This window comes from Cohnella soli (genome assembly GCF_042655525.1).
Lineage (GTDB): Bacteria > Bacillota > Bacilli > Paenibacillales > Paenibacillaceae > Cohnella > Cohnella soli.
In genome coordinates this window covers 211344-224181 of record NZ_JBHSMI010000015.1, presented here as the reverse complement: position 1 = coordinate 224181, position 12838 = coordinate 211344, and the positions used below count along the sequence as shown (strand labels likewise).

Sequence of the window (12838 nt, the reverse complement as noted above, 5' to 3'; positions counted from 1 at the left end):
GTTCATCCCTTTCGGTTTATTTCTTTAACTCTGCTGGAATTTCAGGACGGTGCATAATCCATAAGCACGCCGTGCTTACAAAAACGACAGCGAATAAACCTAGCAACTTGGCAACAGGTAGCAACATTTTCTTTTTCATTCAACTGGTCCCTCCCTTCTCTTTTGGTAAGAGTAATATTGACTGTAAAAGTAGAATTGCCGAAAGTGTAGAACTATTCCAGATGAAATTTGCACTTCCTATTATAACAGTTATCACTTTCATAACTGGATAATATTTCTCAGGAATTCTGGCATAGCCTTTGAAATTTTTGGGGGCCTGCCATAGAAAAATTAAAACCGACGCAATCGTCACGACAATGCTCGCAGAATCCGATAATACTAAGAACGGTGAAGCACTAACGAGGCCCACGGATAGCACAGTACACCAAACTGACGAGTGTAAATGATAACCACCGCCGAACAATCTAAGCGCGATAAAGAAAATGAGTCCAATAAAAGTTTCAAAAGGTTTGCCAAGAATGAAAGATACTATTGTAATCGCACAAACAGTAAATAGAGTATGTAGAATGATATACAAGGAGTATTTCATCACTTCAATGCTGGGCGTATTTTCTTGATCTACATTTTTAAGATAGGTCGCAATCCTCAGTGAAATTGCACTAATCATTCTTATGATCCTTTCGCACAGAGAAATAGATCAAAATCAATAAAATCAATAGAATAATAATTGCAATCGTGTAGAAATAGTACGGTGCGCCCAAAGAACCAATATACATTACATTGATGACGAAGACGACGATTAGGGATAGCGCTAACGTTACAATAAACAATCTGTTTCCTTTTACTTCGTCTTTGTAAAAGCGACTGCTTGATTGAATATAACTGAAACCACCGTTTGATACTCTTACAAAAACGCATATAATCATCAAAGACAATGCAGAAGAAGCTTGCAGTACATAACCTGACCATGTGTACGGCTTAATTTCAACAAAAAGTCCAAGTTTAATAAACAAAGTCAGCAGTAACCATTGGACCAGCGTGTAAGTTAAATAGGAGAGAACGACCATAATAATAGAATGGAATAACCTTGTTCTTAAAATGATCGATAACATGAAGATAAATACAAACACATTAATAAGCGGTGAAATATTTTGCAGTGACTCTACTTGGAGCGAGTTAGAGACAAAGGCCAAAATAAAAGATGAAAAACAAAACTTTAGTATATTTTCTCTAACGGGAAAGCGAAACAGCACCATCATAAAAATTGAGAACGCGATATATTCGAGAGCTGATGCGAATATGAATTGTATGAACTGCATTCCCGGCGCCTCCGACTCAAGTAAAAGAATCCTTCACTTCTATTTTAACAAAATTAATAGTCGATAAGTAGCCGTTTTTTTGAGTATATCGCCGATTATTTCAATAAAAACAGCAAATTCCTTCGAAATCCCCTCTTAGAAATTGGTAAATAAATCATTTTATTGTAAAATACTAATTAAACTTTTGACATATTGAAACGACGGACTCCGGTATAATTTTCCTATATTTGATGATATAACAGTATTGTATCTCAGTACCTAAATATTACGATGGAACGATTTTCAGTTAAGAAGGACGATGCAAAATGGATAGTTTACTGCAGTTTCTTAAATTTACTCTTCTAGTTTCCTTCCCTCAGGCTTTCGTTATGTGGGTCTTCTGCTTTTCATTTATCGAACCTAAGCCGAACAGGCTTTATTGTAAAATTTTTCTCCTCACGATTGTACATTCCGTATATACTGATGCTTTTGTTTCTTGGCTACCGCTTAAGATTCATCTATTAAACTCTATAGCTGCGGCACTTATCTTAACTTTGCTCATTTTCAAGGAGTTTACCTTAAGGAAACGGCTTCTGATATTGCTTTTTGTTTACCTCGTCGGTTTTATTATGGATATACTGGCTTCCGTTTTTGCCTTTTATTTCACAAATCTTTCCTCAAGAGAAGAAATGTACGACAAATACCTTCTCTCTATGATGGGAATCTATTATCCGTTATTCGTAGTTCTTTTAGTAGTGGCTTGGATGATAAACAAGCGTAGCTACCTGGCAACGAAGAGTGCTTTGGCAAGTCTACTTCGCGGAGAAAAAATGGCCTTTGCAAATGTGATTATCTTGATTAGCATACAGTTTTTATTGCTCGGAGCGCTTCAACTCTTTCAAATTACTTCTGAAAATATTAATCCTACACTCAAGGCGGCTCTTATCTACGTCCTAATCGTTGTAAGCCTCCTCGCCCTCATCTTCATGATCCGCCTGCTCATTCGCTCGAGAGAACAAGCAGCCCGAATGACGCAGGAAGTGTACGTCGAAGAAATCAACGACATGTTCACGTCGATTCGCGGGCAGCGACACGATTTCTTGAACCATGTGCAGGTGATCCACACGATGGCGCAGATGGGTAAGACCGAGCAACTCAAAAATTATGTCGAGGATCTCGTGATGGAAACACGCGACGTAAGCGACATCGTGCATCATACTTCTCCTGCGCTTGCCGCTATCGCCCAGTCGAAGACGACAGTCGCATTGGGAAAAGGAATTGCCTTTGCATGCGAACTGCCTGTCGATTGGAGCCCCCAAGAAACAACCGTGAAAGTGATCGACATGATTAAAATTCTCGGCAATCTAGTGGACAATGCGTTCGATGAGTCCGAGAAGCTCTCTATGGAACATCGACACGTGACGGTATCGATTCGCGCCGGTGAGGATCGGCGAATTGAACTTGTCGTCTCCAACAATGGACGACCAATCGCAGGCCAAGATAAGTCTCGTTTTTTTGATTCCGGTTATTCGACCAAGGGAGAGGGCCATTCCGGACTCGGCCTCGCCATCGTGCAGGAACGGGTTAAACATTATAACGGAGAGCTACATTTTACATCCGAGCCTTCAGGAAATGACCACGCGACGACATCATTCCGAATTCTGCTTCGGTACTCCGAGGGGTAACGTCGCTGCTGGTATACCAGATACAAAATAAATATAGAAATATAGGAGCCCTATTTGATGCACGAATTAATTACATTTCTAAAACTTGATCTACTAGGTTCACAACCTCAAACATTCGTTTACTGGCTCTTCTGTTTTTCTTTTTTCGCTCCACAACCGCCTAAGTTGATGAAACGGCTTTATTTGATTGCGCTTATCCATTCACTATTTACGGATTTAACGATTCTATATCTTCCTACAACAGCACATGTCGCTATTTCATTGTCATTTGGTTTCTCCCTACTATTCGTTTTCTTTCATGAGATGCCGTTGAAGAAAAAAATTGTTACTTACTTTTTCATTATTTTGTTTACTCAATTGATGGACTTGATACTGTTAACAATTCTAATCTATGGCTTTGGAATATCTTCACACGACGATATGCTAAGAGATCATTTCAATCAAATTTTGCTAGTTTTATACCCACAATTAACATCTGTTTTTCTTATCTCCTGGATGATTCGCAAACGCAAGTCATCTACTGGAATACGAATCCTGTCCGCTCTTATTAATGGTGAACGCAAAACATTTGTAAGCATTATTTTGTTTATATTCATCCAGTTTTTCCTACTCGGCATGCTTCAATATTATCAAATTACCCCTGACAAAAAGAACACCGTACTACAGGCGGGCCTCATCTACGTCCTGATCGTTGTAAGCCTCCTCGCCCTCATCTTCATGATCCGCTTGCTAGTCCGCACGAGAGAACAGGCAGCGAGGATGACGCAGGAAGTGTACGTCGAAGAAATCAACGACATGTTCACGTCCATTCGCGGGCAGAGACACGATTTCTTGAATCATGTGCAAGTGATCCACACGATGGCGCAGATGGGTAAGACCGAGCAACTCAAAAATTATGTCGAGGATCTCGTGAAGGAAACACGCGACGTAAGCGATATCGTGCATCATCCTTCGCCGGCGCTTGCTGCTTTCGCCCAGTCAAAGACGACTGTCGCATTGGGCAAAGGAATCGCCTTTTCGTGCGAGCTTCCTGCCGATTGGAGCCCCCAAGAAACAACCGTGAAAGTAATCGACGTGATCAAAATTCTCGGCAATCTCGTGGACAATGCTTTTGACGAGTCAGGTAAACTTTCAGCGGATCAGCGGCATGTGACGGCGTCGATTCGAGCCGGAGAGGACCGACGCATTGAACTGGTCGTCTCTAACAAGGGGCGACTGATCGCCGGCATAGACAAGGCACGAATTTTCGACACCGGTTATTCAACCAAAGGGGAAGGCCATACCGGTCTCGGCCTAGCTATTGTTCAGAAACGGGTCAAACACTATAACGGGGAACTTCATCTCTCGTCCGAACAGACAGGAAGCGGACTTGCAACGACTACTTTCCGTATTCTGCTTCCGTATTCTGCGAGTTAAGCCTCTGTTTATCCAACGACAAGCGCGCACATACTGTAAAAAAAGCACCATCGCTCTGGTTGCAACTTTTGCGAAGGCGCTACGTTATAGTGGGTGGAGACGCAACTCTACTCACTGATGAAAAGAGGATTGATTGGCGTTGAGAACCTCGCGCATTCGTTTGCTTTTACTGGGACTTCTATGCTGCTTTACATTGTCTGCCATCTCTCCTGCGGCAGTTGGCGCGGCCTCTAGCGTCGTTCCTGGCACGTTAGACGGCAGCAAATTTGCTTTTGGTTACGTGAACGAATCCGGCAAACGGGTTCTGTCGAACACCTCCACCAAACCTGCCCGTTTTACGATAGCCTTGTTCGCTCCAGGCAGTATGCTTGGCATCAAGTACATCAAGCACCAGAAACAAACGGACAAAAGCAACGGCAGACAGACGATGTGGAACTTCGACCAAGACGAAGGCGATCTATTCACACTCCCTAAAGGGCATATCGAAGGCAATTCTTCCGTGCTGCTCGCGGAAAAAAAAGCTTTCCAAGGCCAAGAACTGTTGAAATTTACACCGGAGAAAAACGGAAAATGGGATAAAGCGTCCATCGCCGCAATCGAGAAAGCCAAGAAACGTAAAGTAATTCGTCAACGCATCATTGGCCATGCGGGTAGGGAAGCGGTCGTCGGCGTTGTCGAATTCGCGAGAGTAGCCGGCAAGAAACCGCTCGCAAGCCTCGTCCTGTCGACGAAGTCGGGGCTCGTATTCCAGGATTTCGTCGGTAACAATGATAAGCAATCCACATGGCGTGTAGACGACGGAGGCGTGTTTCAGTCGGATTCGTTCGGCATCGTGTTCTTAAGCCGGTCCAAGGCAGGATTTGCGCTCGCCTACGACTGGCAAGGCTTCGAAGGCAGCTCGCTCGCACTGCTTCAGCAGAAAGGGACAGCGTTCCGCACGGTTGCGGAAGGTTATCGCTATACGTCGCCGGTATAACTGCAAAGGCCGACTTCTGCGCGTTAGCGCCTCGGAAGTCGGCTTTTGTACTTTTTTTTAACCAATCCGCTCGACAAGCCAGAACAACCCAATGAGGCCAACGACACCCGACGCGTAATGAACCCAGTTAAACTTCATCTGAATTCGTCCGAGCCCCGCAATAATCGGAACGCACGCCGCTACGACTCCAAGCTGCCCAATCTCTACACCGAGGTTAAACGAGAATAGCGGCAACGCCATATGGCCCGACAACGTTCCTCGCAACACTTCGGCAAACCCGAATCCGTGAATGAGACCGAATAGCAAAGTAATCACATATCGCTTATGCTCTTCCGGTTTCCTCCAGATGTTCTCGACCGCAATATACACTATGCTCAAGGCGATTAACGGCTCCACGATCACGGGAGACATATAGGCAAGCTCCAGGGAAGACAGAACAAGCGTTATGCAGTGGCCGACCGTAAAAGCGGTTATCGTCTTGACGATCGCCCATGCGTTTCTGTTCGCCCCGAGCAGCAGTCCCGCAACGAACAGCATATGGTCAAGCCCTGACCAAATATGCTCCATTCCCATAACCGTATATTGCTTCAGCGTAGCCCAAGAGGATGACGGAGCTGTTGCAACAGTCGAACCGCCCGATTCTCCGGAATCGGGAGTGCCGGACGAGCCGGAGGCTGCGGCGCCTTCAATTTGGATAATGTTGTTCTGGCTGCCCAGCACTTGTTGGATCGTCTGGCCGCCTACGTAAATCATAGCGAAGTTCGTGTGATTCGGGTCCGCTCCTGACGCCCATAGAAACTGATACTGCACCAGAAAGGTTTGCACCGGTTCCGGAAAAACATATGCGAGATCGATACCGATCATCTTCAAGCTCGCCCGGTTTTCCCGCTCCGCTCCTTTAATCTCGGCCGTACCGAGCTTTCCGTTGCCCGTCACGATCAAGCCGTCATCCACGGCCTTCGCAAGAAGGTCGAGCGAGCCGGCAAGCTCATCGTCTTCAAGCTTGCCGTCGCCGTTCCTGTCAGCGGACACAATCTTCAGGTAATCCGCCTCTGTAAAGGAAAGATGATAGTGCAACGTGCGATCGTCCACCCGAATATCGGAGTATGCGGATGAAAGATTATGGGCTCCTGCCGGTTGGGCAAAGGCGGCCAATATCGCCGCCGTTGCCCATGCCAGCATCAACCATCTGGTTACAAACTTCCGATTTTCCAGTTGCCGCATTTGATATGCTCGCTTTCCGGAACGTATGTCCTATACCTTGACATGCAGCAATTGATAGATCATTTTCGCGATCTCAGCACGTGTGACTTGACCGCGCGGATCGAACAAATTGCCGCTCTTGCCGCTTATGAGACCAAGTGATTGACCTGTCGCAATGGCCTCTCGCGCCCACGCTGACGCTTGATCCATATCCGCGAACGATGCCGCGTCGGCTTGAAGCGCTACGACGGAATGCGTCATCGCTCCGTAAGCCCGCACCAGAATAAGTACCGCTTCTTCACGGCTGATGTTATCTGTTGGCCGGAACCGTTTGCCGTCGCCTTGGATTAGCCCCAGTTCGGAAGCTTTGGAAACATAACCCGCATAATAGGCTTTCGAAGGCACGTCCGCGAAGTTCGAATGGCCTTGCAGCGGTTGCGTCACGCCGTAACCGAGCGCTCTTACGGCCAGAACGGCGAAGTCCGCCCGGGTCACGGCCAGCTTCGGTGCGAAACGGTTTTCATCCACGCCGGTGACGATGTGCTTGGCGGCCAGTTTGTTCACATACTCCTCCGCCCAGTTGCCTTTCATATCGGAGAAAGCTTTCCTGTACTCCAACAATGCGAAAGTCGAGAAATGATCGACGGTGAAGACGAGTTCACCGCCTGCCACAGTACCGCCCACGTATTCTGCTTTGCTGCCGTTCATATAATAGACGCCAGCGTAATCCGGGTCGATTCCGGCAAGGCGCTCCGCCGAGAGCGTCCGGCGAACCGTTACCGGCTTTTCCAACCGGTGAACGTCCGTCTTCGTTTGACCGCGAACGGAAGTCAAGCTGAATTCAAATGTTAGCCCTGTCGTCCTGAGCGCCCCGTCTCCATTGGCAGGCGATGCGCTTTGACCAGCTTCAGAGCGATTATCTTTTACTTGAATGGTCAGCAGAATCTCGTCGCTGCCTTCCGCCGCATCGCCTGGAACGGCGCTGGCCGGAATAACAAGCGTCCCTTCCGCCGTAACGACCCGGAACGTCGTTCCGGATTGCCTTGCTTTCTTGAATCCTTCTCCACTCAGCTTGATTGTAAGCGGCTGACCAGCTTCTGCCGATGCCGCGCCGAGCCGAAGATCTATAATCCCGGTAGCGGAGGCCGCTTCGGAGACGGCTTTCTTCAATTCATCGATGCCGACAGGGTAAACGCCATCCTTCTCCTGAACGTTCAAGACAACGTCTTTCTGAGAGCCGGAGCCTGTCGAAGGCTTGTCGCCCGGATCAGATGCTCCCGGATTGCTCGTGCCTGGGTCCGGCGTTTCCGGCAATACCGTCCCTGTCGCGAAGCCCCAGATGTCGGACAACGTGTTCCCGCTGTAGTTGTCTTCCGTCTGGACGTACCACTCGTAGTAACGATCCGGAGCGAGCCCGCTCCAGGTTGCGGACACGGTCTGTCCGCTCTGCACGTTCGAAGCCGTGCCAATCCGCTGATCGGTGTACACCCGTACGCCGAAGTAGTCGGTGGCTACCCGCTTTTTCATCGCGTTCAAATCAACGTTCATGTCGTACTCGTCTTTGTTCGGAAATTGAGCCGGATCGTAATAGTTGTAGTCGTCCAAGTACGGCGAATAGGATTTCATGTGCACCTGGTTGTTTTTGATGTCGAATTGCATTAAGCGAATATAGCCAAGTCCACCTTCAGGCGCGCCTTGATAGTCGGCGAGCATCTGATACACTTCGCGGTCCGGCGTACCGTCGCCGTCGTCATCGATTTTGTCGATCAGCGTCTGGGAATCGTGGTAGTGACCGCTCAGCGCCATAATGACATTTTTGTTCGGTTTCACGACACGCTCGAATATTTTTTCCGCGATCGGCGCTCTGTTGTTGGATACAAGCATGTACTCATGGAAACATAGAATCGCTTTGCGGTCGGGATGCTCGGATACAACTTGGTTCACCCAGTCAATGTCCTCGCTCGTTACGCCCCATCCCATATACACGACGATAAAATCGACGCCGCCGGCGGAAACGAGATCGTAGTGCCCCCGGTTGTTTTTGTAAGATTCGCCGAACGTCGGCTGGCCTTTAACTCGATCTTCCCCGTAATGCTTGTAATAGTTCGTATAGTCGCCATTTTGGTGGCTGACGTCGTGATTGCCCGCAAGCACGCCGTACGGGATTTCCGCATCTTCCAGCGTCTTCATCGCTTTGTCGGCGTTGATCCACTGGTACTCTTGCTCCGCGTTGTCGACAATATCGCCGGTATGAATGACATACTTGATGTTCATATCCTGCTTATGGTCTGCGATCCATTTCGTATTGCCCTCGTAAATCCAAGGGTAGCTGGCAGCGTAATACTGCGTGTCGGACATCCAAATGAAGGAGAAATCGTAAGGATCCTGCTTCACCGGAAGCTCGTCCTGCACCATGGCCTGGATCGTTCCGTTCGTATTGTAATCGCCGGCTTTGACCGTCGCCGTCAACGAGAAGTCCGCAGCGTCCGCCACCCGGGTGTCGAGCATCACCCATTTATTGCTCGCCGGCTGCCAGGCGTACAAGCTGACTTTGCGTCCTTCTAACGACTTGCCTTGCCACGCGATATCGACGCGATCCGTCGCTTTGACCGATGCGTCAAGCTTGATCGTGAAACGATGATACGGGAACTGCGTATCCGAATCGTTCACCAGGTAATTACCGTCTGCTGCACCGATCTTCTCGTAATCTTCCGCGCTCAGCGCCTTCTCGTCGTCAAGCTGAAGCTGCTTCGGCGGTTCGACCTCGCTCTGGCCCGCGTAACCCGCAAAGCCTTTCAGGCTATGTGAGTCGTACTTGAAGCCTTTGTAAAAACCGACCTTCATAACGTCATTCGAAGGGTCATTCACCTGTACCTCAAGCTTAACGCTCGACTTGGCTTGCTTACTGCCATTCAGCGGAGCAATAAGCTTTGGCTGCTCGGGATTCTCGTCAGGCACGCTGAACCGGATCATTTTCTCCGATACGTTGCCCGCCTTATCTTCTGCTTTCACGACCAGAACATGTTCGCCGGCAGCAAGCGCACCGGAGAATGCGGCGTACGGCATCGCTATCTCTTTGCCGTCAAGAGTAGCTGAAGATGAAGCAACGCCAGCAAGCGCATCAGTGATTTTCGCGTCCAGCTTAAAGCTGCCGCGATAAGTTTGTCCGTCCTCGACGCTCGCTTCGATCGACGGAGCGGTATTGTCGACGATGACTTTCGCCGTCACTGTACTGTTGCCGGCTCCGACAACTTCGACCGTATGCTCGCCATCCGTCAAACTTGCGGTGTTCCAATCAATCGTTCTGGAACGCAGACGTTCCGCTGGCAAAGCAAATTTGAAATCGATAAACCGCGGCTTGTCGCCGGAATCTCCAATTTTCAATTCTTTCAGCGCATTAGCGTACAACGGGTCCATAATAACGGTCCCGTCGGACAGCACGAGCCGGACGTTGCGAACAACGAAATCGTCCTTGTTCTCTTCCGGACGCTCGTCGAACGGCCCCGTCTTCGTTCCTGCCCGGATGGTAATCGCGTTCTCGCCCGCCTTCAAACGAGCGGAAGCGATCGGATAAGAAAGCGTTGCATACGTCGGAATCGGGTCCATGAACGTATACAAAATTTCTTGCCCTATCGTGATGGCGTTTTTGAAGTAATAATCGACTTCCTTCGCATCGAAAGCGAAGAACGCGTCTTTCTCCAGTGCGTAATATACGTCCCCTGCCGTTACGCCGTCGATCTTTAACTGAAGCGTGTCGGGACCTGCGCTCTCGGCCGTGCCCTTAAGTACTTTCGTTCCGGATACAATGTCCCCGTCTTTAACGTTCAGGCGGAGCGGATCGTGGTTTTGCCCATCGTCAACGGTCACCCGTTTCACTTGCGTCGTCGCAAGGTGTGTACCGTCGGAAGCTTCGAAGTAATAATCGATATACTTCTTACCGATCAGATCCGGCTGCGTTAGCAACTGATGATACATAGTGTCGTTAAAATTCGCAGTCAAATATCTCTTCGTATAGTCGGCATCTTTGTCCGCTTTATAATAAACCGCGACGGACAGCACGCGAATGTCGTCTTTGACATCCGCGATCAAATCCAGCTTGTCCCCTGCACCGACGGACGTCTTCCCTGTATGGTCGCCGATCGTCGGCTCTGCCGTGTCGTCCGGAGTCTGCACCGGAGCGGACGGAATTTGCTCGGCGTCGACCGATCCCGGTGTCGCATTCTGGGTACCTGCGCTGTATTTCAACATCGTATTCGAGCCATTGGACGGATATTTGTAGAGAATGCCTTTTCCGGCGACAACTTCTCCCTTGACTGCTCCGTCATAATACGCCGCGACGATATCTTCGTGCGTGTTGGTGCCGATGGCGACTCCCCGCTTGGCCGAGTTCGCCATGCCGTCGGAACGGACTTTAACGATGTCCTTGTTCTCGACAAGATTCGTTTTGAACGCCGCGTTGAAGTCGGAGACGGTCTGCGTCGCGTTCCCGCTGTTGATGACCCAGAACACGAGCGTCTTGCCCGGATCGATCACGATGTCATCTTTATCCGCAGGCCAGATGACATCCGCTTCCGTACCTGAGTCAGGGTAACGGTAGTACACCTTATAATCCTTGAACGAAATCGGCTTGTCGGAATTGTTGTATACTTCGATGAACTCGCCGTCATCCGAAGATTTGACGTTAACGCTGTCCGGCAGCAATTCTGTAATCAAGAGTGGCGGAAGCTTGGAGGGGTCCAGCGACACATCAACCGTCACGTCGTAAGTATCCGTCTTTACTGTGTTCGATTTATCTTTAGCCTCGATATAGTATTGCAGCAGCGGTTCAGCCAATGCGTCTTTCGAAATCGTGGCTTGATACGCAGTACCCGAAAGTTTCATGGCGACCGCACTGAAAAACTGCTGTGAAGACGTTTTGTAATATACCGTAGCCGTAACCGGATCTTGGGCCGCTGGTTCCGCGTTCGAGATCGCGGCCGTCAGAACGATGTCCGAGTTTTTGGACGCCTTCGTTACGGGAATGTGGTCGATGATCGGAGGCAGGTTCGGCGTCTCGACAATGATGTTGTACTTCGGCGAATCGATCGGCTCTGCCGCACCGTCCGCCGCGCGGAAATAATATTGCAATTGGTTTGCTCCAACCAGTGCCTGTTGAGGCACAACCGCTGTGAATATGTTGTCAGCTCCCGGCGTCATCGCAACGGAAGCAAAGTCGGCCTGCACGTCCGACTTATAATACAACTCCGCAGTAACCGTATTAACGCCACCGCTCACAACTGCGGAAATGTTCAAATCCTGATTGGTCCACGCTTTTGCAGGTGGCGTATGCGCAAACCCCAGGGCGCCCGGCACATAATCCGAAGGATGATCTGGAACTTGCGTCGGAGCTACGATCCCCGGAGTTGCCGGGTCCGTCTCAAGGCCGGCAAGTTGCATCGAAATGCTGCCGTCCGTCGGATAATTGTACACAATTCCGTAGTTTACTTTGGACGTGGCAACCGTGTACGCGACTTTGACAATGTCGATACCACCGTTGTCCTTAATTGTTAAGCTTCGCGTTCCCGTATTGGCCATTCCGCCGCCACCGTTCACGCGAAACAGGTTTTTTCCTTCTTCGAGGTTATACGTGACATTCGCATTCATAAAGTTTGCATTGAAATTGGCAGCCGTCTCCCCGCCGTTGGCGCTATTTATGACCCATAGCGCGATCGACTGACCAGGAGGAATCAAGGTAGGAGGGACAGGCTCATCCTTAACTGGAGCGATCAACGCCCAGTCCGTATTCGTGTTACCGTTAGTATACACTAGCTTAAAATCTCTAAAGTCGAGCCCAGCACTCGTATTGTTGTAGACTTCAATAAACTCGTAACCGTCGGACCCGCTAACGTTGTTCGTATCCGGCACAAGTTCCGTAATAAGCAACTTGGGCACTTTTGCATAATCAAGCCCCTCCGCCGATGCTGGCACATAAGGGTAAACGCCCAGTGCCATGGCAATCAGAAGAGTCCATGACACCCATTTGCCGTACTTTCTTTTCATTCTTGTCGAATCTCCTTCTCCACGTTATTCTGGCTAGCCCTATAAAGTCTATTGAACTTTGTTGCGAGCCATATTCGATGGATATTAATGAGACGTTAACTTTGCAAGACCATGTTCGGTAGATATTAGCGCAGTGTTAACTTTGGTTAATAAATGGATGTCTCTAATCCAAACAGGAATTTTATGCATAATAGGCGGCTTTGAGTCACTTCCGCGCGCAA

General features: G+C 49.0%; 7 protein-coding genes. 3 read left to right on the top strand and 4 right to left on the bottom strand.

Annotated elements, in window-relative coordinates; all coding sequences use genetic code 11:
* Positions 1-16: 16 nt before the first annotated feature.
* Positions 17-139 (bottom strand): cyclic lactone autoinducer peptide, encoded by a 123-nt coding sequence (locus tag ACFPOF_RS08885; protein ID WP_378131676.1) that lies wholly within the window; start codon positions 137-139, stop codon positions 17-19.
* Positions 140-667, bottom strand: a complete 528-nt coding sequence (locus ACFPOF_RS08880) for an accessory gene regulator ArgB-like protein (protein WP_378131675.1) — start codon at positions 665-667, stop codon at positions 140-142. It lies immediately after the preceding gene.
* 957 nt (positions 668-1624) lie between these two features.
* Between ACFPOF_RS08880 and ACFPOF_RS08875 the strand changes: the two genes are divergently transcribed.
* From ACFPOF_RS08875 to ACFPOF_RS08865, 3 genes are all read left to right on the top strand, one after another.
* Positions 1625-2983 (top strand): sensor histidine kinase, encoded by a 1359-nt coding sequence (locus tag ACFPOF_RS08875; RefSeq protein WP_378131673.1) that lies wholly within the window; start codon positions 1625-1627, stop codon positions 2981-2983.
* A 309-nt stretch (positions 2984-3292) separates the two neighbouring features.
* On the top strand, positions 3293-4399 hold the full coding sequence (locus ACFPOF_RS08870; RefSeq protein ID WP_378131671.1) for a sensor histidine kinase: 1107 nt from the start codon (positions 3293-3295) through the stop codon (positions 4397-4399).
* 133 nt (positions 4400-4532) lie between these two features.
* A complete protein-coding gene (locus tag ACFPOF_RS08865) occupies positions 4533-5375 on the top strand; it encodes a hypothetical protein (RefSeq protein ID WP_378131669.1) in 843 nt (280 codons plus the stop codon).
* Between the two features lie 57 nt (positions 5376-5432).
* On the opposite strand, the gene ACFPOF_RS08860 is transcribed toward ACFPOF_RS08865, so the two are convergent.
* Together ACFPOF_RS08860 and ACFPOF_RS08855 are read right to left on the bottom strand one after the other, a co-directional pair.
* A complete protein-coding gene (locus ACFPOF_RS08860) occupies positions 5433-6599 on the bottom strand; it encodes a HupE/UreJ family protein (protein ID WP_378131667.1) in 1167 nt (388 codons plus the stop codon).
* Between the two features lie 30 nt (positions 6600-6629).
* Entirely contained in the window at positions 6630-12617 is a 5988-nt protein-coding gene (locus tag ACFPOF_RS08855; RefSeq protein ID WP_378131665.1) for an S-layer homology domain-containing protein, read from the bottom strand.
* Positions 12618-12838 lie beyond the last annotated feature (221 nt).

Bases quoted from the DNA above. Each gene is read 5' to 3' on its own strand.
- ACFPOF_RS08885 (WP_378131676.1), bottom strand. From the start codon at position 139: ATGAAAAAGAAAATGTTGCTACCTGTTGCCAAGTTGCTAGGTTTATTC.
- ACFPOF_RS08880 (WP_378131675.1), bottom strand. From the start codon at position 667: ATGATTAGTGCAATTTCACTGAGGATTGCGACCTATCTTAAAAATGTA.
- ACFPOF_RS08875 (WP_378131673.1), top strand. From the start codon at position 1,625: ATGGATAGTTTACTGCAGTTTCTTAAATTTACTCTTCTAGTTTCCTTC.
- ACFPOF_RS08860 (WP_378131667.1), bottom strand. From the start codon at position 6,599: ATGCGGCAACTGGAAAATCGGAAGTTTGTAACCAGATGGTTGATGCTG.
- ACFPOF_RS08855 (WP_378131665.1), bottom strand. From the start codon at position 12,617: ATGAAAAGAAAGTACGGCAAATGGGTGTCATGGACTCTTCTGATTGCC.